The following is a 21,548-nucleotide window of genomic DNA, read 5'->3' as shown; positions in this document are numbered from 1 at the left end:
CCAGCCTTTGGCAACATCGATGCCGATGTCCTGAACCGTTTGCGCTACCATCTCCTCGGTCCCTTCCTTGTGTGCGGGGGCTTGCCCCTTGCAACTGTTCGGGTTCACAAAAGAAGGCGGTCGGGCCCCAGCTCATCCACGGTTTAGGCCACCTGAGGGGCGACGGGCTCTCGACCACCGCCACGGATCAGGCAAGCACCTGGTCCGTGGCACCCTCAACAATGCACGATTCCAAACACACAAGGGGTGCTCCAGGGAACACCAACGCCTCACTCCGCTGGAACACCCCTCAACCGTCTCGGCGCTGTCGCGCCGTTCCACCTTCTCCCACAAGGGGAGAAGGAAGATCTGCCCCGCCGCGCCCCAGCCCTTCGCAGGCTCAGGGCGTTCGAAGCTCGAAAAGCCAAGCAATTGGCTTCTCGCGGCCCCCAGCCACCGCTTCTCACCCCTTGCACCATCCCCTCCAAGGCATACCTATAGAAGAAGCCGCCAGGGCATTTGCATCGCAGGACAAAATCATGACCATCAATCCCAATCCGCGCTCCGTCGTCGCCGTGCGCGCAACCGTCCCCGACGATGCTTTTACGGCCGGCGCGCTGGGTACGCTCAGGGAAGGCAGCGGCGTCGTCATCAGGGATGACGGGCTGGTGCTGACCATCGGCTATCTCATCACCGAGGCAGAAGAAGTCTGGCTGACCGCGCATGATGGCCGCGTCATCCCGGCGCACGCACTGGCCTATGACCAGGAATCGGGCTTCGGCTTGGTCCAGGCGCTGGCGCCGACCGGGCTGCCCGCCGTGGCGCTCGGCGATGCCGGCAAGGCTCGTATCGGCGACGCGGTGGTGCTTGCCGACGGCATCGGCCGGGCAGTCGAGGCCAAGATCGTCACCAAGCAGGAATTCGCCGGCTATTGGGAGTATCTGCTCGACGAGGCGATCTTCATCGCGCCCGCGCATCCGTCCTGGGGCGGAGCGCCGCTGTTTAGCGCCGATGGCGCGCTGCTCGGTATCGGCTCGCTGCGCCTGCAGATGAGCCGCGCCGGCGAGGTCGCCGATATCAATATGGTGGTGCCGATCGATCTGTTGCCGCCGATCCTCGACGATCTCCTGACGCGGGGCCAGGTGGCGAGGCCGCCGCGTCCGTGGCTCGGCGCGCTGTCGGCCGAAAGCGACGGCAAGGTGGTGGTGATGAGCGTGACCGAAGGCGGTCCGGCCGCCAAGGCCGGCCTGCGCCAGGGCGATGTCATCTCCGAGGTCCGCGACGGCGCCGTCGACGGGCTCGCCGATTTCTATCGCAAGCTCTGGGACAGCGGCTCGGCCGGCGCCGAGATTCCGATGCGCGTGGTGCGCGACGGCCGCGAGACCTGGCTGCGCGTCAAATCCGCCGACCGCGGCAGCTTTTTGAAGAAGCCGCAGCTGCAGTAGCCGCGTTGCGTCAATAATGCATCCAAGACTGCTCAAGACCTTTCTCGCGGTGGCGCGCAGCCGCAACATCACGCGTGCCGCCGACGCTGTTCACCTCGCGCAATCGAGTGTCAGCGACCAGATCCAGACCCTCGAGGCGGAACTTGGTGCCGCCTTGTTCACACGCTCGAAGGCCGGCCTGGAGCTGACGCCGGCAGGGCTGGCGCTGCAGCCGATCGCCGAAGAGCTGTTGCGACTCGATGGCGAGGGACGTGCGGCTGTGCAGGCGGCGGCTGGACAGACAAGCGGAACGCTGACCATCGGCGCGCTGGAAACGATCGCCTCGGTCCGGCTGGCGCCGTGGCTGCCGGGGTTCCAGGCCAGCCATCCCGATATCACCGTGCGGATGAAGGTGACCGACAGCGGCACGTTGCGGCGCCTGCTGGAGGACGGCGGCATCGATGTCGCCTTCTGCTTCGAGCGTCGCGACGGTGCGAAGGGCACTGCCGATGAACGCCTGGCCAGGCGCACGATTGGCGCCGAACCGTTGGTGCTGGTCGCGGCGCCGGGACAAGGCACGGCGCCACGCGACCTGGCCGCCCTTGCCGCGCTGCGTTTCGTGGCGACGGAGCCTGGATGCATCTACCGGCATATGTTCGACACCGCCTTTGCCGAGGCCGGCATGGCGGTGCCAAAACTTGCCGCCGAAGTCGGCAGCGTCAGTGCCATTGCCCGGCTGGTGGCGGCGGGTGCTGGGCTCGGCCTCGTTCCACGTCTTGCGGTCAGCGATGCGCTGGCGCGTGGCGATCTTGTCGAACTGTCGTGGCCCGGCCCAGCACAAGCGGCACCGCTGACGATGATCTGGCGCCGCCGGCGCGTCCAGCCGCCGGCGCTCAGGCACTTGCTCGCCGCCGCACGCGACACGTTGAAACCCTCTCAAACCAGTTCAGAAGCTGAATCGACAAGTCGGCCCAAGGTCTTGCTTTGAAAGCGGTTCCCGACGCCGGTCCAGTTCAGACAAGCCGGTGTCCACCTTCGACATGCAGCGTCGTTCCGGTGGTAAAGCCATTGCCGATCAGGAAGAAAATGGCGTCTGCGATGTCTGCGGGCTGGCCGATCCTGCCGACCGGTAGCCGCTCGGCCATCGCGGCAAGCATTTCGGCCTTGCGATCGCCGGCGACCTGCGCCCAGATCGTGGTGTCGACCCAGCCGGGTGATACGGCGTTGACGCGGACCGGGGCGAGTTCGACGGCAAGCGCCCGCACCATCCCTTCGAGTGCTGCATTGACGGCGGCGACGACCGAGCCGCGCGCGGCCGGCCGGTAGGCAGCGACGCCGGAGACGAAGGTCATTGAGCCGCCAGCCGCAATCTGTGGCGCGCCATGCTTGGCGAGCAGCAGCGGGCCGAAGAGCTTGCTGTCGACCGCGCGTTGCGCCGCCTTGAGGTCGAGCTCCGGCAGCAGCCGGTAGGCGCCTTCGATGTCGGCCGCCGTGCTGACGATGTGGTCGAGCCCGCCGATGCGCGCGAACAGGTCCGCGACCTGGTCTTCCCGCGCGACGTCGACGACGGTCACCTCCAGGCCGGGGGGATTGCCGAGTTCCTCGCGTGCCTGTTGCAGCCGGTCCTCACCGCGCCCGGCAATGACGACCTTGGCACTGGCCTCGACACAACGTCTGGCTAGGGCCAGGCCCATGCCGGAGCCGCCGCCGACGATCAGGATTTTCTGGTTTGAAGTGCTCATGTCGCTCTGCCTTTGCTGGATTGGACAGGGCAGGGATTGGCAGGTCAGAGCGTCACGGGAAAACGGAAGAAACCGATGGTGCTATCGGAGAGGCCGATGGTGCCGGCAGAGCACGTCCCGCTCAACGCACCAGAGGGCTGTCCCAGACGACGAACAGCAGTGCTTTCAGCTGGGCGAACCGCTCCGGCCCGAGCTCGCTGCGCCACTCCTCCTCGATGTCGCGCAATATGTCGACCATCTTCCAGAAGGCGGCATGGCCGCGTTCGGTGGAGTGCACCACGCGCGCGCTGCCTTCGCCGTCGGAGCGCACGATGTAGCCGTAGCCTTCGAGGCTGCTGAGCAACTGATTGATGGCCTGTTTGCTCATGCCGGCACGCTCGGCAATGGTGCCAGGGCGTGCGCCGTCTGGCCCTGGAAACTGCAGCACGGCCATATGCGGCAGGCGCAATTCATCGAAACCGGCGGCGTTGAGTTCCTTGATCAGCCGGCGCTGGATCGCCTGTGCCGGCACGCGCAACAGGGCGCCAATCAACAGGTTCTCGGTCTTGGTCTGGAGAACTTCGGCGGAGGTGGCCATTGACGATCCGGTAAATTGAGTTTACTGATAGCCAGTAAATGTAATTTACTGGAGGGGTTTGCGCAATGTCCGCCATGAATCTTCGGGTCAATCCAGCCAACGAGACCATCGGCACCAAGGGGCTGTCGGTCCGCTTCCTGGTATCGGGCGACAGTTCGAACGGCAGTGTCGCCGCTTTCGAGCTGATGGTGCCAGCCGCGCAGCGCTTGCCCGCGCCGGCGCACAGCCACGATCACTACGAGGAGACGATCTACGGCATTCACGGGGTGCTGACCTGGACCGTGAACAGCAAACCGATCGAGGTTGGGCCGGGGGAAGCGCTGTGCATTCCACGCGGCGCCGTTCACCGGTTCGACAACAATGGCACCCGAGACGCGAAGGCGCTGTGCGTCATCACGCCAGCGGCGATCGGCCCGGACTATTTCCGCGAGGTGTTCGGCTTGCTCAACGCCGCCGCCGGCGGGCCGCCGGACAAGGCCAAGATGATGGAGATCATGCGCCGCCACGGGCTGACACCGGCAGCACCGCCGCCGGTCTGACGCCGGCCGGAGGGGTAGGGCGCGCCGCTTATTCCTGGCAAGCGGAGAAGGCGTCGCCCGAGTTCCAGTCCTTGAAGGCAACGATCTGGCCTTCGCCCGACACGGTCTTGTGCTTGGTGCTGCCGTCCGGCTGCTGCTTCGAGCTGGTGCCCTTGCCGGTCAGCACATTGTAGTCACAGGCGCTGGCTGCATTCTCCTGCAGATAATCATCGGAATCGTAGGCGAAGCCGGCAACGATGAAGGCGCCGTTGCGGTAGGCGATGGTCAGCGTCTGGTTGGTGCGCTCGCTGCCGATCTCCGGCGCCGGCAGATAGAATTTGATCGAGCCGTTGGGCAGCATCGTCAGCTCCGGCTCGGTGTCGGAGTTCTCATAGCCCGGCCGGTCGTAACCGTTCCACGCGCCACCGATCTGTTCGCGCACGATTTCGACGGGCTTGAGCTAATTGTGTTCCTTGTCCCTGAGAAAGAAATGGATGTCCATCGGATCGGTGGGCTTGGTCTCGACCACCATGACGAGGTCCGGCGCACCGTCGCCGTTGAAGTCACCGGTCAGCGCGGTGATGATCTTCTGGGTTTCGATCGGTTCGGCGAGGGCTGCTGTGGGTAGCATCAAGGCAAGGGCGAAGAGCAGAGATTTCATCGTGGCACATCCCCCAACGTGGCATTTGTGGTCCTATAGCACGGTGGGGGAAGTGTCGCGCTCGTCCATCTGGTTGCACTCTTGCCGCAACGCGGCGATGGATCGTGCGTTCCGTTGCTTCGTGGCAGCGTGTCCCGCTGCTGACGAAAGCCGACAGTGAACCATGCCATGATGCGGGGAATCGCAAGATGACGGAGGCAAGATGACCGCGACGCCAGCGACAACAATTCTGAACCGGCAGGCCCGCTGATGGCGCCGGTCAAGGTCGATCCGGACAAGGTCAGGGAATTCCCCGATCCGGCCAGCTTTTACGCCTGGCTCGGCAAACACCACGCCACGGAAACCGAAGTGTGGATCAAGGTACACAAGGTTGGGTCGGGGCTGAAGTCGATCACGCCGAAAGAAGCCATCGACGTCGTGCTGTGCTTCGGCTGGATCGACGCGGTGCGCAAGGGGCTGGACGACAAGAGTTTCCTGCAGCGCTACACGCCGCGCGGCAAGAAGAGCATCTGGAGCAAGATCAACATCGACAATGTCGCGCGGCTGGTCGAGGAGGGCCGCATGACCGGGCATGGGTTGAGCCAGGTCGAGGCGGCCAAGGCCGACGGGCGCTGGGCGCGCGCCTATGGCAGCGGCAAGGAGATGAAAATCCCTGACGATCTGCAGGCGGCGATCGACGCCGAACCAGCGGCGAAGGCGATGCTGGAAAAGCTCAGCGCGCAGAACCGCTTCGCGCTCGCCTTCCGCACCCACAACATGAAGACCGAGGCCGGCCGCAAGAAGAAGATCGAGACCTTCGTGGCGATGCTGAAGCGCGGCGAGACGATCTATCCGCAGGGCAAGAAGTAGGCGTTCAGCCACCCGAATGCGGATCGATGCTATAAGGGTGGACTGGATAGCCCTGGCCGATCACGTCGCGCACGCGGCCGGTCCATGCGAGGAATGCCGGGTGGTCCGCCAGAGAAAACCCGCAATCCTCGGCGCGGTGGCTGTAGGCATAGATGGCGATGTCGGCGATGGTGAGGTCGCTTCCGGTGAGGAATGGCGTCTCGGCGAGGCTGCGGTTCAGGGCGGCGAGCGTGCGGGCGCCGGCTTCGCGCTTGCCGGCAACCAWGGCATCGTTACGTTCGAGCCGCCCGGTCAAGGTCCAGAAGCGCAGCGAGCCGATGACGGGCTCGACATTGTACTGTTCGAAGAACAGCCATTGCATGATTTTGGCGCGCCGGTAGCGATCCGCCGGCAACAACGGCGTGCCTTCGGCGAGGTAGGTGAGGATCGCATTGGATTCGGCAATGGCGCTGCCGTCCTCGAGCTGAAGCACGGGGACTGCGCCGGCCGGGTTGAGTTCGTGGAACGCATCGGTATGGCTCTCGCCCTCGAAAATCGAGACGATGCGGGTCTCGTAAGGGATCTTCAGCAGGCCGAGCAGGACCCGGACTTTCCAGCCATTTTGCGATGGCAGATAATCGTGAAGCGTGAGCATGGCTGGTCCTCGTGATCGGTGAACGATCGCATGGTGCGATGTCTGCGGACACCCGATTCCTGCGCAGTTAATTGATGCACTCCATCGCGCAATGACTGCGATCCAGACCACCTAATAAATCAATTCCGCCCGTGCCATCTTTCCCTGAGACGACATACAGAGGCATCCCATGACCACGCATCCCAACAAAGTCGCCCTCATCACCGGCGCCAATCGCGGCATAGGCCTGGAGACCGGCCGCCAGCTGGCGAAACGCGGCTTCACCGTGCTGCTTGGCGTGCGCGACCTCGCCAAGGGCGAGGCGGCGGCGGAAGGGCTTGAGGGCAATGTCGAGGCCATCGCACTCGATGTCGCAGCGCCTGACGCCGCTGCAAATGCAGCCGACGACGTGCAGCGCCGGTTCGGTCGGCTCGACGTGCTGATCAACAATGCCGCCATCCACTACGACACCGGCTCGCGCGCCTTGCAGCCGGACTGGACCGTGATCCGCGAGGCATTCGAGACCAATGTCTTTGGCGCCTGGCGCACGGCGGCCGCCTTCGCGCCGCTGCTCAAGGCCGGCGGCCATGGCCGGCTGGTCAATGTGTCGTCCGAAGGCGGTTCGCTGGCTTCGATGGGGGCGGGGGCGCCGGCCTATTCGACCTCGAAGGCGACGCTCAATGCGCTGACCTGCGTGCTGGCGGCGGAACTGCGTGGTTCCGGCGTGCTGGTCAATGCCATCTGTCCGGGCTGGGTCGCCACCGACATGGGCGGGCCGGGCGGACGTCCGGTGGCGCGAGGGGCGGCCGGCATCGTCTGGGCCGCGACGTTGCCGGATGACGGCCCGACCGGCGGCTTTTTTCGCGACGGCAAAAGACTGCCGTGGTGAGCGTGGTTGTTAAGCAGGAGTCGACGATGAGTGCCTGAGGCGCTTCACGATCTGAATCGCGGAATTGCCGTAAGTGCCTGTTTTTGCGCAGTTCCAGCGGGCTGTCTTGCCTCGATTGCACGCAAGAAAAAGCCGCCCTCGCTTTCTGCGAGTGGCGGCCTTTTCCCGGGAGGAAGTCAGAGCGAAGTCAGCTTATCAAGCCGCCTTGGCGTGCTTGTGGCCATGCTTCTTGTGGGTGTGCTTGTGGACGTGCTTCTTGCCGACATCCTTGTGGGCGTGTGCCCTCACATGCCTGTGGTGCTTCTTGTGATGCCTGTGGTGCTTGTGGTGCCTGTGGTGCTTGTGCGCGGCCTTGACCGGCGTCTTCGCCGCGTCCGCGGCAGCGGGAGCCGCCGGAGCGGTCGCCGGGGCAGTCGTCGTCGCCGGAGCGGTCGTTGTCGTGGTGCTGGTCGTGGCCGCCGCATTAGCGGTGCCGACAACCGGCATTGCCAGACCGAGAGCGATGGCCAGGCCGAGGGCGGAGAGGAGGGGCTTGTTCATGAGAGGCTGCCTTCAGAGGTTGGTGGTTGCTGTCACTGGTCGAGGTCGACTGGCGTCACGCCAAGAAGTTTCAGGGCGTTGGCGTAGGTCCGGATGCCTTGCGCCTGCTTGCGCTCGGAACAGAACCGATTCGCCTTGTCCTGGAGTGCCGTTGCCTGCGCGATCTGGCCCGCACTGGCACCGGGTTCGGCTTTGGTCCGGATGGCTCCGTCGAGTTGAAGACCGAGCCGGCTGCAATATTCGCTCCGGGTAACCGCGGCTTGAGCACCCGACTGCGCGACCGCAAGCATGGCGAGCGAAATGCCGGCTACGGCAGCCATCCATCCGGTAGAACGTCGTTGCATTGTCGGGACCATCCCTTTGCGTTGATGTGGCGACCGCTGTCCGGTTGCTACGAGGATGGTTATGCCTGACGATCTTTTCGCGAGTTTTTCCCGCATGTTGAATCTTGTTTCTCAACTGTGTCTGCGAGGTGAAGCTGCCAATCTCCCCCCTCGTGGGGGAGATGCCCGGCAGGGCAGAGGGGGCGCCAAGGATCGCCAACCTTGCAGGCATTGCGATAGGTACGAATGCTTCGGCGCATATTGATGGATTGAGAGGTCGGCGGGACAGCGCCCCCCCTCTGGCCTGCCGGCCATCTCCCCCACGAGTGGGGAGATCGGCTGTCTGCGGCGCTTGTGCCTCTTCCCCCGGCGCCATCCTTCGCGTAAGGCGCCGGGCAAATCCTTTCAGCGCAGGCATAGTCCGGAAACCGCATGATCAGACTTGAAAGCATCAGCAAGCAGAACGGCCGTCAGCTTGTCTTCATCGAGGCGTCGGCCTCCCTGCAGAAGGGCGAGAAGGTCGGGCTTGTCGGGCCCAACGGTGCCGGCAAAACGACCCTGTTTCGCATGATCACCAGCCAGGAGCAGCCGGACGAGGGCCAGGTGCAGGTCGATCGCGGCGTCACCATCGGCTATTTCAGCCAGGATGTCGGCGACATGGCGGGCCATAGCGCGGTCGCCGAAGTGATGAACGGCGCCGGCCCGGTCAGCGACGTGGCGGCCGAGATGGCCGAACTCGAGGCCGCCATGGCCGATCCCGATCAGGCCGACAAGATGGATGAGATCATCGAGAAATATGGCGAGGCGCAGCACCGCTTCGAGGAGCTCGACGGCTATGCGCTCGACGGCCGCGCCCGCGAAGTGCTCGACGGTCTCGGCTTCTCGCAGGAGATGATGGACGGCGATGTCGGCAAGCTGTCGGGTGGCTGGAAGATGCGCGTGGCGCTTGCCCGCATCTTGTTGATGCGGCCCGATGTCATGCTGCTCGACGAGCCGTCCAACCATCTCGATCTCGAAAGCCTGATCTGGCTGGAGCAGTTTTTGAAAGGCTATGAGGGCGCGCTGCTGATGACCTCGCACGATCGCGAGTTCATGAACCGCATCGTCAACAAGATCGTCGAGATCGATGCCGGTTCGCTCACCGCCTATTCCGGCAATTACGAGTTCTACCAGCAGCAGCGGGCGATCGCCGACAAGCAGCAGCAGGCGCAGTTCGAGCGCCAGCAGGCGATGCTGGCCAAGGAGATCGCCTTCATCGAGCGCTTCAAGGCGCGCGCGTCGCATGCCGCCCAGGTGCAGAGCCGGGTGAAGAAGCTCGACAAGATCGACCGCGTCGAGCCGCCCAAGCGCCGCCAGATCGTGAATTTCGAGTTCCAGCCGGCGCCGCGCTGCGGCGAGGACGTCGTCACCTTGAAGAATGTCCACAAGGCCTATGGCAGCCGCAGCATCTATGAGGGGCTCGACTTCCAGGTCCGCCGCCGCGAGCGCTGGTGCATCATGGGCGTCAACGGCGCCGGCAAGTCGACGCTGCTCAAGCTGGTGGCAGGTGCCTCCGATCCCGACACCGGCACGGTGGCGCGGGGGCCGAGCGTGAAAATGGGCTATTTCGCCCAGCACGCCATGGAGCTGCTCGAAGGCGAGCGCACCGTGTTCCAGACGCTGGAAGACAATTTCCCGCAGGCCGGCCAGGCGCCGCTGCGCGCACTCGCCGGCTGCTTCGGCTTTTCCGGCGATGAGATCGAGAAGAAATGCCGGGTGCTGTCAGGTGGCGAGAAAGCGCGGCTGGTGATGGCGCTGATGCTGTTCGACCCGCCCAATTTGCTGGTGCTGGACGAGCCGACCAACCACCTCGACATCGCCACCAAGCAGATGCTGATCGAGGCGCTGTCGCAGTATGAAGGCACCATGCTGTTCGTCTCGCACGACCGGCACTTTTTGGCAGCACTTTCGAACCGCGTGCTGGAGCTGACGCCGGAAGGCATTCATACCTATGGCGGCGGCTATACCGAATATGTCGAGCGTACGGGCCAGGAAGCGCCGGGGCTGCGGAGCTGACGGCAGCCCGGTCATGATTGGCCGGGCGGACGCTGCTGGCGCCTGTGGCCCCGGTCTCGTCGATCAGTCGAGCCCGGCGACGCGCAACCCCTTAATGTACCGCGCCCGGTCCTTTTCGTGGACGATGGGGTGGTATTTCTCGACCCAGTCCACGGACACGGTTGGATGCAAGCGCCGTGCCTGCGACAGTGCGTGGGCGGCGGCGGCGCGATCGCCCGCCATGCCGGCCGAGGCGGCGTATGTGCGCCAGGCCGTGCCGAAATTCTGCCTGAGGTCCACCGCCCGCCGCTCGAACTCGGCGGCCTCGTCATAACGCCCGGCCATGAAATGGCAGAGCCCAATGACGGAGAGGCTGCCGGCTTGCGTGAAATCGCGTGGGCTGAGGCGGTCGGCAAGCGCGACATGGTGCAGGCCGTCCTCCGGCATGCCCGCATAGGCATAGGTCGATCCGAGGATCATATGCGCATAGGCCAGGCTCGGATTGAGGGTGATCGCCTCGGACAGTGCCTTCACCGCCGGATCGAAACGGCGCGAGGCCATATGCACGAAGCCGGTGGCGAAGTGCGTCCAGGGGTCCTCCGGGTCGCTGCGGATCGCCCGTTGCGCCATGTCGTGGGCAGTCGGCAGGGTGGTTTGCGCATCGGCCAGCCCAAGCATCGCCTTTGCGGCGAGACCCCATGCAATCAGGCAGTTGGCGCGCGGATAGTCGGGGTCGATGTCGATGGCTTTTTGCAGCAGCGGCTCGGCGATCTCGAAATCCGGCAGCGAGGCCCAGGTCCAGACATAGGGCATCGCCTTCATCACGAACCCCCAGGCGTCGAGGTTGCCGGGCGACCGGCTCTGGAAACGCTCCTGTTCGGCGACGTAGAGCCTGGGCTCGATGGCGCCGATCACGCTTTGGGCGATCTCGTCCTGCAGCGCGAAGAAATCGGCGATCTCCGCGTCGTAGCGCTCCGCCCAGATCTGGCGCGCGGTGTCGGCGTCGCTCAGCCTGGCATTGATCCTGAGCCGTTGTCCGGAGCGGCGCACGCTTCCGTCGAGCACATAGCGCACGCCAAGCTCACGCCCGATCTGCTTCACGTCGACCGCCTTGCCGCCATAGGTGAACGATGAGTTGCGGGCCGACACGAACAGCCAGCGCAGCCGCGCCAGGCGGGTGATGATGTCTTCGGCAAGGCCGTCGCCGAAATATTGCTGCTCGGCGTCGTCGCTGAGATTGGCAAAGGGCAGCACGGCGATCGAGGGCCCGGCCTCGGCGCCATCGGACGGTGCCGCGGCCGCGTCGAGGCAATCCACCGCGCCGCCGAAGCGGTAGCCGACCCGCGGGATGGTCGCAATCCACTCGGCGTCGTCGGGGCCTTGCCCAAGCAGTTTGCGCAGCAAGGCGATCTGGACGGAGAGGTTGCTTTCCTCGACCGCCACGCGTGGCCATGCCGCGTCCATCAGCTCGGCCTTGGAGAGCACTTCGCCGGGCCGCTCGACCAGCGCTGCCAGAAGCAGCACGCCGCGATAGCCGACGGGAACGGGCATGCCTTGCCGGAGCAGCGTTCCCGCCTCCGGTTTGAGCTCGAACGGGCCGAAGGCGAACCGTTTCCCCACCATGGCGCAAACTAGCATCTTTTCGGGCCTTTTCGGAAGTATTCGGCCGTGTACCCGGGACGCTGCCACCCGCCCGGCTCATCCTGTCACGGTGTTTCGCGACAGGGAGAGCTGAGATGTCCGCAATTGCTTTCGACCGTACCGGATTTGAGACCGAGACCAGCCGAACGGCGCCGGTGAGCCGCCCGCGTCCACGCGATGAAGAATTCCGCGCCGCCCTTGACCACTACATGGCGGATTACATCGCCTGCCAGAAGCGCTGCGATATCGGGCACCACGGTGGTGCCGAAGGCCACGGCGCCCAGACGGATTTGGCTAGTTCCGCACCCGCTGGTCGACTTCGTCGATGCTTCTCGTGCCTGTCAGCGCCATGGTGACGGACAGTTCCTTGCGAAGGATCTCGATGGCGGTCGCCACACCGGCCTCTCCGCCGGCACCGAGTCCGTAAATATAGGCTCGCCCGACCAGGCAGCCTCTGGCGCCAAGGGCGAGCGCGCGCATGACATCCTGGCCGGATCGAACGCCGCCATCGAACAGCACCTCGGTTTGCGAGCCCACCGCTTCAGCGATCTTCGGCAGCTTCGAGATCGTCGATGGCGCACCATCCAGCTGCCGGCCGCCATGATTGGAAACCACGATCGCGGACGCGCCGGCCTTGCTGGCGGTGCGTGCATCATCCACGTCGAGAATGCCCTTGATGATCAGCTTGCCCGGCCAGATGCTCCTGATCCACTCGACGTCGTTCCAGTTGAGCGTGGGATCGAACTGATGCGACACCCAGTCCGCCAGTTCCTTGACGCCTTGCTCGCCTTTCACATGGCCGGCGAGATTGCCGAACGTCCAGCGCTTGGCGGTGAGCATCCGCCAGGCCCAGGCGGGCTTGGTCGCCATGTCGAGAAGATTGCGCAGTTTCAGCGAAGGCGGAACCGATAGCCCGTTCTTGACGTCAATGTGGCGCTGCCCCAGCACCTGCAGGTCGACCGTGAGCACCAGCGCGCTGCAGCGGGCAGCAAGCGCCCGCTCGACGAGCGAACGCACGAAGCCACGGTCCTTCATCACATAGAGCTGGAACCAGAACGGCTTGTCGACCGCCTCGGCAACGTCCTCGATCGAGCAGATCGCCATCGTGCCGAGCGTATAGGGGACACCGGCAGCCTGTGCGGCGCGGCAAGCGAGAATCTCCCCGTCAGCCCACTGCATCCCGCCAATGCCGATCGGCGCCAGCGCGATCGGCAGCGCGGCCTTCTCGCCGAGGATCGTCGTTGCCGTGTCGCGTTGTGAAACGTCGACCAGCACGCGCTGGCGGAACGTTATGCGCTCCAGATCGGCGCTGTTGGCGCGCAGCGTCTGTCCGGAATAGGCGCCGGCCTCGACATAGTCGAAAAAAGCCCGGGGAACGCGGCGGCGGGCAGCCTGCCGGAGGTCCTCGATGCAGGTCATGGTCTTCAGCAGCGAAGGCGCCGGTGACGCCTTGGCCAGGTCGCCCAGGCTTGCGGCTTCCGTGAATTTTTGGAGATCGGGCAATGCGGTGATCAGCCTGTCCATCGTCGGCTCCCAACGAATATTAGCCAATGCTGGTCCATTGAATGTCGCGAGCGCGCGGATGTAAACTCACTAGCGAGTATACATTCATCGGCGTCAGCCCCGTGCCCAGATCGTCCGACAAGACCAGGCCAGTGATATTGCAGGCGGCTTACAAGCTGTTTCGCCGCCGGGGATTCTTTCGCGTCGGCATGGATGAGATCGCAAGCGCCGCCGGCGTCACCAAGAAGACGCTCTACTATCACTTCGACAGCAAGGACGCGCTGCTGACCGCGGTGCTTGCCTCACAGCATGAACGGGCTTTCGCCGAATTCCAGAACTATGGCATCGACCTGTCGGGCGGGCCGGAGCAACTGGTCGACAAGCTTTTCGGTGAACTGGCCATATGGTCGGCCAAGCCACGCTGGGCGGGGTCGGGATTTACCCGGCTGGCAATCGAGCTTGCCGATCTCTCGGGGCATCCCGCGCGTTCGATGGCGCGTCAGCACAAGGCGCTGATGGAAAAGCAACTGGCGACCCTGCTCGCCGAAGCGGGCGTGCCATCGCCCAGCGAGAGGGCGCGCGAGCTGTTCCTGCTGATCGAAGGTGCAATGGTCATGATCCTGGTTCATGGCGACCGAAACTATTGCACCGCCGCGGCCGATGCCGCCAAACGGCTGATCGAAAATGGATCAGCCGTTTGACGCCCCACATGCCTTCGTTGGCCAAGTGCGGACCACGCTGATTTACCCGAGCAGATCCGGCTGCTGCCTGAGGATGCGGTCATGCAGCGGTTGGCATTGAAACCAGCCGGCCTGCGCGGTTCCGTTCACGGCGCGGGTGGCGCGGGCGTTTTCCGGGTCGACCTGGAGCGGCGTGCCCACGCTCTCGGCGAGGAACTGCGCCTGGCAGCACCGTTCCATCGAGATGAACCACCAGACGGCCTCGTCGACGGTCTGGCCAACCGTGAGCAGGCCATGATTGCGCAAGATCGCCGCCTTGTGGCCACCGAGGCTCTCGGCGATCCGCGCTGCCTCGCTTGCCTCCGTGACCAGCACCCGCGTGTCGTCGAAGAAGACGTGATCCTCATAGAAGGCGCAGGCGTCCAGCGTGATCGGATCGAGCACGCGGCCGACCGCCGACCACGCCTTGCCATAGATGGAGTGGGCGTGCGCGGCCGCCACCACGTCCGGCCGCGCCATGTGGATCTGATGATGGATGGCGAACGCGGCGACATTGACCGGCATCGTGCCCTCGACCACATCGCCGGCGCCGTCGACACGGATGAGGTCCGAGACGGTGATATGGGCGAAATGCATGCCGAACGGATTGACCCAGAACGTGTCGGTGAATTCCGGATCGCGGGCCGTGATGTGTCCGGCGACGCCTTCGCTGAACCCCAGCGCAGCGAAGATGCGGAAACCCGCGGCAAGCCGTTCCTTTCGATATTGCCGCTCCTGCCCGATATCATCGAAGCGCGGCGGCCCGCGCCGCTTGAAAAGCGGTTCGTAGGCTGCCTGCTTGCTGATGGCGAGATGGTTTTCGGTGCCTTGAATTGACGTGACGATGTCCATGGCGCTCTCCCTGCTTCCGCACCGTCGGCATGACGGCTGGACACAGAGTGGGGGCGCTTCGAGCAAGCGTCTCAAAGGCCGTACGAATTGTTCCGAATTCTTCCGAACAGGTGCGAAACATGCCGATCTCGCGGTCATGATCCGTCCAACCTTCTGGTGCCGGACGAGCCGACCGACGACATCGCCACCATCCACACCTATGGCGGCGGCTATGCCGAATATGTCAAGCGCACGGGGCAGGAAGCGCAGGGGTTGCGGAGCTAAAGCAATCCAAACGGTTCTCCCGGGAAATGCGCATAGCGCTTTCCTTGGGATTTTCGTCAAAATAAATAGGGCAGTTCGCCATTCCTTGAAACGGCGAACTGCCCGAAGCCCTTACTTCAGTCCGATACTTACTTCAGCGAGATGGCAAAGCCGCTGAGATCGGCGTTGACCTGCAGGCCAACCTGCTTGCCGGTGAGTTCGAGCTGGGCACCCTTGTCGTTGGTCATGAGGATTACCTGGGCGCCCTTGCCGATCGTGCCGCCGCCACCCGCCGCGCCATAGACACCCGTCACATCGCGCGCACGCCTGATATGGCGCACCGTGCCGTGGAAATAGGTCTTGGAAACGCCGAAGGCGAGGCCGCCCGAAACGGCGCCGATGGAGATTGGATACGACTTACCATGGAAGGTGAACGTGCCTTCGCCGCCGGAGCCGCCGATGAAGAAGGCCGCCTTGTAGACGGCGAAGCGGATCGTGCCGCTGTCGGCATGCGCGGCACTGGCAAAGCCAATGCCCGCAGTGGCGATGGCGGCAACCGCGATCTTACGAAATCCGGACGAAATGTTCATGATGGGGAACTCCTGAAGGTCGCCGCTTTGCCGGCTGGGATGTCAGCGTCGTGTCAAAGTTTCAACTGAACAGTCTCGCCCGTCATTTGGTTCCAAGCACGCCGCTTGAATCGGGCTGCGGCAAGATCGCCATGAAGCGGAGCCGATGGCAAGCGCAAGGGCTGGACATCGCGTATACGTGATTGGTACGGCGGGCTCTGCCGGATTCATGGCATGGCCATTTCGCTGCGGTCGTGCGGAATTCAAGATGATGCGACTGACGGGAAGGGCTTGGGGATGAGAATTGCGACGCGAATTGCGATGTCCGCATTGGCTGCGACGGTGGCTGGATGCGCGACCTCTCCGGTCGACTATGGGACGTCGCTTTCGCCGCAGGATCCGAAATGGGCCTCGCCGGAATGCCAGCAGGCCCGGGCGGCGGCTTCGGACTACGCGGTTCGCGAGAAACAACATCCGGGTTGGGAATTCGCGGCACTTGGCCCGTACGGGCTGGGCATCATAGCGGCCACCAAGGAGGCCGAGCAGAAGCATCGGAAGTTTTACGCCCGCAACGTGCACCTGCAATGCTCGAGCCTGCCGCTGCCCAAGGAATTGCAGGGCGATCTGAACCCTGCGGTCGCAAAGGCGCAATATCCGTAGTCATTTTGGCCAAGCGGCTTGCCTGGCTTATACACACCACGCCGCTCTTGGAGCATCGTGCCGCTGCCGACTTCTGTCAGCACACAGGTGCCGGTCTCAGGGTTTAAGCGTTGCACCCGAGCGGCCATCGATATACCGCCTAAAAACTGGTTTTATAGAGTCTGCGAATTTCTTCACTTTATTTTCTGGGCTAGATAAAATCTGCGCTGTGCGCGAGCCATTCTCGCGTTAAAGCTGCCAAATATATATGAGAACGCTGCAATAGTAACTGCCGCAAAAATTTTATCGACTTTTAAAAAAACATGAAAAACTATTGCAAATGTACAAAATGCGATGAAGAGCTGAAGAACCGTTGCTGTGCCGTCTGCCCACATTCTATTGCTTGGAAGATAACTCTCCATCGATGGCGGAACCAATCGGTTCCTGTCCCAAAACTGTTCAATGCGAACGGGTTCCTGCGTTGCGCTTCCAGAATTGCTGGTTCCAGCGATAGTTTCATTGGGGCTATTTGAGCTGGTCGCCTCAGTCGCTGTCGTTGCGTTCCACTTCATTCCAATCATTTACCTGCTCCGGTTGACAACCACCGTAGCGCTTCACTCGCAGCTTGCCCAAAACGGTTTCGATCCCGACCATCACTTTCTGTTGTTGGATAAGGGCTGCGTGGCTCATCGTAACCGCCAGTGGATTGGATTGCACCGAACGGTTTTGTCAGCAGCCCTTGGAACGTAAATGCATTCGCCAAGTTCTTAGCCCAGGACAAGCTAAGGAACATCACACATGCTGACCGCCGTTCGAGCCATGATTGGCCAAGCCCGCTTCACCACCGCCAAAAGCGAGCCTGAGGCGCAGAGCATGCGGCAGACGCCGATCTCCAGGGAAATCGAGACCTTGGCCGCGATCCGCCTGACCGATATGGCGGGCCTGGGGGCCTGGTCGCAGGACCGCTGATTGGTTTCGGCAGGCAACGGCACCGTAGCGCGCGGCTGATATTGGATCGTTGACGCACCTGACCCGTTGCGGACATACGGTCAAGCTGCGATCCTATCGTCATGGAAAAACCTGCCGCGCCATGGCCTTTGCTGCAACTCGCGATCGAGGCGAAATCGAGGGCCGATGAGGGGCAGCTGCGTATCCTCCTGTCGAGGCTGGCGGACGAGGATCCCTGCTTCGACGTCAAGTGGGACGAGGAATCGGGTCAGACGATCATCGCCGCCATGGGCGAAGTTGAACTCGACAGCATCATCGACCGCATCCGCCGCGAGTTCAATCTTGCGGTGAATGTCGGCGCCCCGCAAATTGCCTATCGCGAGACGATCACCCGCAGCCATCAACAGGACTACACCCACAAGAAGCTGTTGGCCGGCGCGGGTCAGTTCGCCCGCGTCAAGATCATGTTCGAGCCGAACGCGCACAATCCGGACTTGGTGTTCGCGTCGAGGATCGCCGGCGGTGTGATCCCGAACGACTATGTGGCGGGGGTCGAAAAGGGGCTGCGCAGCATCCAGTCGCAGGGGCCGTTTGCGGGCTTTCCGATGATCGGCGTCAAGGCGACGCTGGTGGACGGCGCCTGGCACGAGACCGACTCCTCGGCCCTGGCTTTCGAGGTTGCGGGCCGCGCCTGCTTTCGCAAAGCCGCGCCGCATCTCGGCGTGCAACTGCTCGAGCCGATCATGAGGGTCGAGGTGGTGACGCCGGCAGACTATGCCGGCGGCATCGTCAGCGAGTTGAAGGGCCGCCGTGGCCGGATCGGGGACCAGGAAGCTCGCGACAGCGCAGTCGTCATCAACGCGATGGTGCCGCTCGCCACAATGTTCAAACTGGAGTCGACACTCTGCTCGCGTTCGAACGGGCAGGCGCGCTTGAGCGTCAGCTACGCCGCATACGCTCCCGTTCCGACTGCTGTCGATCCTGACCCGCCGCCCGCTGCGGCCGCCTTCGCCTGACGTCCGCTCGTGGCCGCTGTGATCGCGCCGAAGGGTGCGGCCTTACGATGGGCCGTTGACCGCAAATTGCGCGGCGAAAGCCCTGGCATAAGCGGGCCGCGCTTCGCCGCGCGCCACATAGGCGGCCAGGTTTTGATATTCGTCGAGAATGCCCGACATTCTCAGGCGCAGCAGCACCGATACCATCAACAGATCGCCCGCGCTGAATGCACCATCGAGCCATTCTGCGGCGCCCAGATAGGCCGAGAGCTTGTCCAGCACTGCCCGAACACGGTCTTTCACCAGCGGCAGACGCTGCTGAGCCCAGGATCTGTCGGCTTCGAATATCCTGGCCGTCGTCAAATCGAGGACCGGCGGCTCGACGGTGTTGAGCGCGGCAAACATCCAGGTGATCGCGCGGGCGCGGGCATCGCGCTCCCGAGGCAGCAGGCCCGCATGCTGCTCGGCAAGATGAAAGACGATCGAGCCGGTCTCGAACAGGCATAGAGATCCTTCCTCATAGGTGGGGATCTGGCCGAAGGGTTGGATGGCCAGATGGCCAGGCGCCTTCATCCCAGCGAAGGAAACAAAACGAACCTCATAGGGCTGCCCGACTTCTTCGAGCGCCCAGCGAACGCGCGTGTCGCGCGCCAGTCCCTTGCCGCCATCGGGCGAGCGTTCAAAGGCGGTGATGGTGGGGATCATGGGAGGCTCCGAAGGGTTGGTTTCCAGGTCTTGCGCTTGCACACAGAGGACGAACGACCGGGGCTGTTCCCGACAAGCTGCCTCGCTTTTTTAGCGCAGCAGGCCTTCCGCCTCGAACGTATCCCAGCCTTCCAACTTTGGCTGCGGAGCGTCATCCTTCCCGGCTTTCCTGGGACTGCGAGCTGTGCGCTCCCGCTTTCCCGCCCGCGTCAGCGCGGCCTTGCCGGCACCGCGCCGCCTGTTCTCGGTCACTTCCTGCGCATCCTCCTCCCGCCAGGTGCTCGCCAAATCACGATCGAGAATGTCCTCGATGTGGCGTGGATCGAAGACATGGAAGGTGACGGCCTTGGATCGCCCGCGCATCTTGACGGTGCGCGTGCCGACGCTCTTCAGACGCCCGTCCTTCAGCCATTTGTGACGCTCGCGGGCGGAGATGGTTAGAATGTCTTCTGCCTCACGCGGAAGCACTGGCAGTGTTTCGATCCCCTCGAGTGCCCTGGAGATGGTTGCAGAGGCTGCCTGGAACGCATCCGCGTCGGTTTTCAACATGCGCAAGACGATGCGGCCCGTCTCAGCCTTGGCAAACTTCCTCACCACCCATGGCAGGCGGGCTCGAACTTCACGTTCGATCCCTTTCAGGCGCATGGAGGAGCCAAGCGTTGCCGATGGCGGCAGCGGCCATTCGGCGACCACTGACGCTTTAGGGGTGTCGCGCTCGGATGTGCGATCAGGAGCGGTGGCAATTGCCGCGACGATGCCGCTCACGATCTTTCGCAGGGAACGCTTCTTGTCTGCCATGTTTCATGTTCGCTCATCAGCTGCCTTCGTGGAACGGCAGTTCGCACTGCAGACAACCGAAATCAGGCTCAAACAGTTCCTTTAGCACGCGCAGGCAGCTATTCGGGTTCGCCAAACCATCGCGCCGCCGCCTGGGCAGCGCCCTCAAGGTCAGGCTCGGCATCAGCAGCCCAGGCGACAAAGCCATCCGGGCGCACGAGCACAGCGCTCAGGCCCAGCCGCCCCCCGGCGTTGCAAGCGACATAGGTGATCCGCCCATTCCAGCGGCCGGCAAGCGCCTGAAGGGCAGGGCTGGTGTCGAAGTCCAGCAGCAGGCCTTGCCCGTTCCTCAAGTGTTCACCGAGCCTCGTCCCGTCGGCCAGTTCGAAATCGGGCGCGCTGCGGCCGACCAGTGGGTGGCTGCCGCCAAGATCGTAGCGCAGCGAAACGCCCCAGACGCGCTCGGCGAAATAGGTCGCGCCGTCGCGCGTGTCGATGAGATCGCGGATGATGGCTTCGAGCGCGCGCGAACTGCGGCTCGGCCGCATCAGCGCGACCTGGGCGCGCGACCAGTCGAGAACCTGCGCCCCCACCGGATGCCGTTCATCGAAATAGCTGTCGAGCAGGCCAGCCGGCGCGTCGCCGCGGATGGTGGCGGCAAGCTTCCAGCCGAGGTTCATCGCGTCGCCGAGCCCGAGATTGAGCCCCTGGCCGCCGAGCGGGGAATGGATGTGCGCGGCGTCGCCGGCAAGCAGCACCCGCTTGTTGCGGTAGGCGGTCGCCTGGTAGGCGCGATCGGTCCAGGTCGTGGCGAGGTGGAGAGCGGTCAAGGTGACGTCCGTGCCGGACACGCGGCGCAACACCGCCTGCACATGCTCAAGCGTGATCGGCTCCATCCGGTGGAAAGCGGCCCCATCGAACTCGACCATCGCGATCGTGCCTGGCCGTGAGTAGGTATACATGCCCGTCGGCGTATAGTGGCGGCCGAGGCTGAGTGTGTCCGGATCGATCATCTCGACTTCGACGGAATAGCCGGTGAACTCGGGATCGGTGCCGGTGAAGGCAAAGCCGCCGAGCTTGCGAACCGCGCTGCGGCCGCCATCGCAACCGACGAGCCAGCTTGCGTGAAAAGTTTTGCCACCGGCGCGGATGGTCACGCCTTCGTCCGACTGGGAGAAGCCGTCGACGGCGAGGCCACGCCTGATCTCGACGCCCATCGCGGTCGCGCGCGCGGCAAGCGCGGTTTCCAGATGCTCCATCTCGACCGCCATGCCGGGGTTCGCCGGGCTCGGCAGGCGATAGGGCCATTTCGAGCTGTCGACGGCGTCGAGGTGGAACTGGATGCCGGCGAAATGGCCGCCCGGGCGGCGCGGCTGCTGCATCCAGTGCGCGGCTGCCAATTTGCCGCCGCCCGAGCCATTCTGCGCGGGCGGCGCAATGTCGTCCAGCAGGCCGCGACTGTGGAAGGCCTCGATGGTGGGCACGTTGAGGCCGCGCATGCCGAAGGGCAGCCGCTTCAGCGGCGAGCTGGGGTTCTCGGCCTGCTCCAGCACCAGCACGCAGAGGCCTGCCAGACGCAGCTCGCAAGCGAGAAACAGGCCGACAGGACCGGCACCGGCAATGACGACATCATGGGGAATCGGGTTGTGCATGAACTGCTCCTTGGTCGATGTGTTCGACCGGAGCGTTCCTCGAGTTGAGAGCCACACGGACGAACGATTGGGCGCTCAACAGCGTCCGATGTTCGTCGTGGGGATCTCGTGCACGAAGCCAAAGACCAGAGCTCTCGTTACCGAGAGGAGTTGGGC

The 21,548-nt window shown here is 63.9% G+C and carries 26 protein-coding genes; 10 read left to right on the top strand and 16 right to left on the bottom strand.

Translation table 11 applies throughout. The features are described 5' to 3' along the window. The first annotated feature begins 518 nt into the window (after positions 1-518). A complete protein-coding gene (locus tag AC1DX4_RS34070) occupies positions 519-1,424 on the top strand; it encodes a S1C family serine protease (RefSeq protein WP_477224502.1) in 906 nt (301 codons plus the stop codon). 16 nt (positions 1,425-1,440) lie between these two features. Then, entirely contained in the window at positions 1,441-2,391 is a 951-nt protein-coding gene (locus AC1DX4_RS34065; RefSeq protein ID WP_477224501.1) for a LysR family transcriptional regulator, read from the top strand. A 25-nt stretch (positions 2,392-2,416) separates the two neighbouring features. Here AC1DX4_RS34065 and AC1DX4_RS34060 read toward each other — a convergent pair whose 3' ends face one another. Together AC1DX4_RS34060 and AC1DX4_RS34055 are read right to left on the bottom strand one after the other, a co-directional pair. After that, positions 2,417-3,145, bottom strand: a complete 729-nt coding sequence (locus AC1DX4_RS34060) for an SDR family oxidoreductase (RefSeq protein ID WP_477224500.1) — start codon at positions 3,143-3,145, stop codon at positions 2,417-2,419. A 121-nt stretch (positions 3,146-3,266) separates the two neighbouring features. Then, positions 3,267-3,722: a MarR family winged helix-turn-helix transcriptional regulator gene (locus AC1DX4_RS34055; protein ID WP_477224499.1), complete on the bottom strand. Its 456-nt coding sequence runs from the start codon at positions 3,720-3,722 to the stop codon at positions 3,267-3,269. 65 nt (positions 3,723-3,787) lie between these two features. Between AC1DX4_RS34055 and AC1DX4_RS34050 the strand changes: the two genes are divergently transcribed. Beyond that, complete coding sequence (locus AC1DX4_RS34050) at positions 3,788-4,261, top strand: cupin domain-containing protein (RefSeq protein ID WP_477224498.1); 474 nt, start codon at positions 3,788-3,790, stop codon at positions 4,259-4,261. Between the two features lie 28 nt (positions 4,262-4,289). Here the strand turns inward: AC1DX4_RS34050 and AC1DX4_RS34045 are convergent, their stop codons facing one another. Beyond that, entirely contained in the window at positions 4,290-4,682 is a 393-nt protein-coding gene (locus AC1DX4_RS34045; RefSeq protein ID WP_477224497.1) for a hypothetical protein, read from the bottom strand. 18 nt (positions 4,683-4,700) lie between these two features. Continuing rightward, positions 4,701-4,901 (bottom strand): hypothetical protein, encoded by a 201-nt coding sequence (locus tag AC1DX4_RS34040; protein WP_477224496.1) that lies wholly within the window; start codon positions 4,899-4,901, stop codon positions 4,701-4,703. Between the two features lie 249 nt (positions 4,902-5,150). Here AC1DX4_RS34040 and AC1DX4_RS34035 point away from each other — a divergent pair, with 249 nt between their 5' ends. Beyond that, complete coding sequence (locus AC1DX4_RS34035; protein WP_477224495.1) at positions 5,151-5,750, top strand: YdeI/OmpD-associated family protein; 600 nt, start codon at positions 5,151-5,153, stop codon at positions 5,748-5,750. 4 nt (positions 5,751-5,754) lie between these two features. On the opposite strand, the gene AC1DX4_RS34030 is transcribed toward AC1DX4_RS34035, so the two are convergent. After that, on the bottom strand, positions 5,755-6,384 hold the full coding sequence (locus AC1DX4_RS34030; protein ID WP_477224494.1) for a glutathione S-transferase family protein: 630 nt from the start codon (positions 6,382-6,384) through the stop codon (positions 5,755-5,757). A 169-nt stretch (positions 6,385-6,553) separates the two neighbouring features. Here AC1DX4_RS34030 and AC1DX4_RS34025 point away from each other — a divergent pair, with 169 nt between their 5' ends. Continuing rightward, positions 6,554-7,252 (top strand): SDR family NAD(P)-dependent oxidoreductase, encoded by a 699-nt coding sequence (locus tag AC1DX4_RS34025; RefSeq protein WP_477224493.1) that lies wholly within the window; start codon positions 6,554-6,556, stop codon positions 7,250-7,252. 195 nt (positions 7,253-7,447) lie between these two features. On the opposite strand, the gene AC1DX4_RS34020 is transcribed toward AC1DX4_RS34025, so the two are convergent. Both AC1DX4_RS34020 and AC1DX4_RS34015 read right to left on the bottom strand, forming a co-directional pair. Further along, on the bottom strand, positions 7,448-7,792 hold the full coding sequence (locus AC1DX4_RS34020) for a hypothetical protein (RefSeq protein ID WP_477224492.1): 345 nt from the start codon (positions 7,790-7,792) through the stop codon (positions 7,448-7,450). Between the two features lie 32 nt (positions 7,793-7,824). Beyond that, complete coding sequence (locus AC1DX4_RS34015; protein ID WP_477224491.1) at positions 7,825-8,136, bottom strand: hypothetical protein; 312 nt, start codon at positions 8,134-8,136, stop codon at positions 7,825-7,827. Between the two features lie 411 nt (positions 8,137-8,547). Here AC1DX4_RS34015 and AC1DX4_RS34010 point away from each other — a divergent pair, with 411 nt between their 5' ends. Further along, the gene (locus tag AC1DX4_RS34010) at positions 8,548-10,170 is read left to right on the top strand and encodes an ABC-F family ATP-binding cassette domain-containing protein (protein WP_477224490.1); all 1,623 of its coding nucleotides are present in this window, start codon (positions 8,548-8,550) and stop codon (positions 10,168-10,170) included. Between the two features lie 63 nt (positions 10,171-10,233). Here the strand turns inward: AC1DX4_RS34010 and AC1DX4_RS34005 are convergent, their stop codons facing one another. Together AC1DX4_RS34005 and AC1DX4_RS34000 are read right to left on the bottom strand one after the other, a co-directional pair. Continuing rightward, complete coding sequence (locus AC1DX4_RS34005; RefSeq protein WP_477224489.1) at positions 10,234-11,772, bottom strand: winged helix-turn-helix domain-containing tetratricopeptide repeat protein; 1,539 nt, start codon at positions 11,770-11,772, stop codon at positions 10,234-10,236. Positions 11,773-12,084: 312 nt separating this feature from the next. Further along, a complete protein-coding gene (locus AC1DX4_RS34000; protein WP_477224507.1) occupies positions 12,085-13,218 on the bottom strand; it encodes an alpha-hydroxy acid oxidase in 1,134 nt (377 codons plus the stop codon). A gap of 197 nt (positions 13,219-13,415) precedes the next feature. Here AC1DX4_RS34000 and AC1DX4_RS33995 point away from each other — a divergent pair, with 197 nt between their 5' ends. After that, positions 13,416-13,994, top strand: coding sequence for a TetR/AcrR family transcriptional regulator (locus AC1DX4_RS33995; RefSeq protein WP_477224488.1), 579 nt, complete (start codon positions 13,416-13,418; stop codon positions 13,992-13,994). Positions 13,995-14,036: 42 nt separating this feature from the next. Here AC1DX4_RS33995 and AC1DX4_RS33990 read toward each other — a convergent pair whose 3' ends face one another. After that, positions 14,037-14,864, bottom strand: a complete 828-nt coding sequence (locus tag AC1DX4_RS33990) for a class II aldolase/adducin family protein (RefSeq protein WP_477224487.1) — start codon at positions 14,862-14,864, stop codon at positions 14,037-14,039. Between the two features lie 392 nt (positions 14,865-15,256). Further along, positions 15,257-15,697, bottom strand: coding sequence for a hypothetical protein (locus AC1DX4_RS33985; RefSeq protein WP_477224486.1), 441 nt, complete (start codon positions 15,695-15,697; stop codon positions 15,257-15,259). Between the two features lie 276 nt (positions 15,698-15,973). On the opposite strand from AC1DX4_RS33985, the gene AC1DX4_RS33980 reads away from it, so the two are divergent. Next, positions 15,974-16,336, top strand: a complete 363-nt coding sequence (locus tag AC1DX4_RS33980) for a hypothetical protein (RefSeq protein WP_477224506.1) — start codon at positions 15,974-15,976, stop codon at positions 16,334-16,336. A gap of 173 nt (positions 16,337-16,509) precedes the next feature. Here the strand turns inward: AC1DX4_RS33980 and AC1DX4_RS33975 are convergent, their stop codons facing one another. Together AC1DX4_RS33975 and AC1DX4_RS33970 are read right to left on the bottom strand one after the other, a co-directional pair. Beyond that, complete coding sequence (locus tag AC1DX4_RS33975; protein ID WP_477224485.1) at positions 16,510-16,896, bottom strand: hypothetical protein; 387 nt, start codon at positions 16,894-16,896, stop codon at positions 16,510-16,512. After that, entirely contained in the window at positions 16,859-17,005 is a 147-nt protein-coding gene (locus AC1DX4_RS33970) for a hypothetical protein (RefSeq protein WP_477224484.1), read from the bottom strand. The genes AC1DX4_RS33975 and AC1DX4_RS33970 overlap by 38 nt, the downstream gene beginning before the upstream one ends. 108 nt (positions 17,006-17,113) lie before the next feature. On the opposite strand from AC1DX4_RS33970, the gene AC1DX4_RS33965 reads away from it, so the two are divergent. Together AC1DX4_RS33965 and AC1DX4_RS33960 are read left to right on the top strand one after the other, a co-directional pair. Next, positions 17,114-17,284 (top strand): hypothetical protein, encoded by a 171-nt coding sequence (locus tag AC1DX4_RS33965; protein WP_477224483.1) that lies wholly within the window; start codon positions 17,114-17,116, stop codon positions 17,282-17,284. Positions 17,285-17,385: 101 nt separating this feature from the next. Further along, positions 17,386-18,279 (top strand): translation factor GTPase family protein, encoded by an 894-nt coding sequence (locus tag AC1DX4_RS33960; RefSeq protein WP_477224482.1) that lies wholly within the window; start codon positions 17,386-17,388, stop codon positions 18,277-18,279. Between the two features lie 42 nt (positions 18,280-18,321). Here the strand turns inward: AC1DX4_RS33960 and AC1DX4_RS33955 are convergent, their stop codons facing one another. From AC1DX4_RS33955 to AC1DX4_RS33945, 3 genes are all read right to left on the bottom strand, one after another. Beyond that, positions 18,322-18,963 (bottom strand): glutathione S-transferase family protein, encoded by a 642-nt coding sequence (locus tag AC1DX4_RS33955; protein WP_477224481.1) that lies wholly within the window; start codon positions 18,961-18,963, stop codon positions 18,322-18,324. Between the two features lie 90 nt (positions 18,964-19,053). Beyond that, the gene (locus AC1DX4_RS33950) at positions 19,054-19,761 is read right to left on the bottom strand and encodes a hypothetical protein (protein WP_477224480.1); all 708 of its coding nucleotides are present in this window, start codon (positions 19,759-19,761) and stop codon (positions 19,054-19,056) included. A 98-nt stretch (positions 19,762-19,859) separates the two neighbouring features. Beyond that, on the bottom strand, positions 19,860-21,392 hold the full coding sequence (locus AC1DX4_RS33945; protein WP_477224479.1) for an FAD-dependent monooxygenase: 1,533 nt from the start codon (positions 21,390-21,392) through the stop codon (positions 19,860-19,862). Positions 21,393-21,548 lie beyond the last annotated feature (156 nt).

It is taken from the genome of Mesorhizobium sp. P3_A8 (assembly GCF_056402995.1).
The sequence above is the reverse complement of the archived record's forward strand: the minus strand, read 5'-3'. Positions and strand labels throughout refer to the sequence as shown.

Bases quoted from the DNA above. Each gene is read 5' to 3' on its own strand.
- AC1DX4_RS34065 (WP_477224501.1), top strand. From the start codon at position 1,441: ATGCATCCAAGACTGCTCAAGACCTTTCTCGCGGTGGCGCGCAGCCGC.
- AC1DX4_RS33945 (WP_477224479.1), bottom strand. From the start codon at position 21,392: ATGCACAACCCGATTCCCCATGATGTCGTCATTGCCGGTGCCGGTCCT.
- AC1DX4_RS34010 (WP_477224490.1), top strand. From the start codon at position 8,548: ATGATCAGACTTGAAAGCATCAGCAAGCAGAACGGCCGTCAGCTTGTC.
- AC1DX4_RS33970 (WP_477224484.1), bottom strand. From the start codon at position 17,005: ATGAGCCACGCAGCCCTTATCCAACAACAGAAAGTGATGGTCGGGATC.
- AC1DX4_RS33950 (WP_477224480.1), bottom strand. From the start codon at position 19,761: ATGGCAGACAAGAAGCGTTCCCTGCGAAAGATCGTGAGCGGCATCGTC.
- AC1DX4_RS34005 (WP_477224489.1), bottom strand. From the start codon at position 11,772: ATGGTGGGGAAACGGTTCGCCTTCGGCCCGTTCGAGCTCAAACCGGAG.
- AC1DX4_RS34040 (WP_477224496.1), bottom strand. From the start codon at position 4,901: ATGAAATCTCTGCTCTTCGCCCTTGCCTTGATGCTACCCACAGCAGCC.
- AC1DX4_RS34055 (WP_477224499.1), bottom strand. From the start codon at position 3,722: ATGGCCACCTCCGCCGAAGTTCTCCAGACCAAGACCGAGAACCTGTTG.
- AC1DX4_RS34020 (WP_477224492.1), bottom strand. From the start codon at position 7,792: ATGAACAAGCCCCTCCTCTCCGCCCTCGGCCTGGCCATCGCTCTCGGT.
- AC1DX4_RS33985 (WP_477224486.1), bottom strand. From the start codon at position 15,697: ATGAACATTTCGTCCGGATTTCGTAAGATCGCGGTTGCCGCCATCGCC.
- AC1DX4_RS34015 (WP_477224491.1), bottom strand. From the start codon at position 8,136: ATGCAACGACGTTCTACCGGATGGATGGCTGCCGTAGCCGGCATTTCG.
- AC1DX4_RS33965 (WP_477224483.1), top strand. From the start codon at position 17,114: ATGCTGACCGCCGTTCGAGCCATGATTGGCCAAGCCCGCTTCACCACC.
- AC1DX4_RS33980 (WP_477224506.1), top strand. From the start codon at position 15,974: ATGAGAATTGCGACGCGAATTGCGATGTCCGCATTGGCTGCGACGGTG.
- AC1DX4_RS33960 (WP_477224482.1), top strand. From the start codon at position 17,386: ATGGAAAAACCTGCCGCGCCATGGCCTTTGCTGCAACTCGCGATCGAG.
- AC1DX4_RS33955 (WP_477224481.1), bottom strand. From the start codon at position 18,963: ATGATCCCCACCATCACCGCCTTTGAACGCTCGCCCGATGGCGGCAAG.
- AC1DX4_RS33990 (WP_477224487.1), bottom strand. From the start codon at position 14,864: ATGGACATCGTCACGTCAATTCAAGGCACCGAAAACCATCTCGCCATC.
- AC1DX4_RS34070 (WP_477224502.1), top strand. From the start codon at position 519: ATGACCATCAATCCCAATCCGCGCTCCGTCGTCGCCGTGCGCGCAACC.
- AC1DX4_RS34050 (WP_477224498.1), top strand. From the start codon at position 3,788: ATGTCCGCCATGAATCTTCGGGTCAATCCAGCCAACGAGACCATCGGC.
- AC1DX4_RS34025 (WP_477224493.1), top strand. From the start codon at position 6,554: ATGACCACGCATCCCAACAAAGTCGCCCTCATCACCGGCGCCAATCGC.
- AC1DX4_RS33975 (WP_477224485.1), bottom strand. From the start codon at position 16,896: ATGATTGGAATGAAGTGGAACGCAACGACAGCGACTGAGGCGACCAGC.
- AC1DX4_RS34060 (WP_477224500.1), bottom strand. From the start codon at position 3,145: ATGAGCACTTCAAACCAGAAAATCCTGATCGTCGGCGGCGGCTCCGGC.
- AC1DX4_RS34035 (WP_477224495.1), top strand. From the start codon at position 5,151: ATGGCGCCGGTCAAGGTCGATCCGGACAAGGTCAGGGAATTCCCCGAT.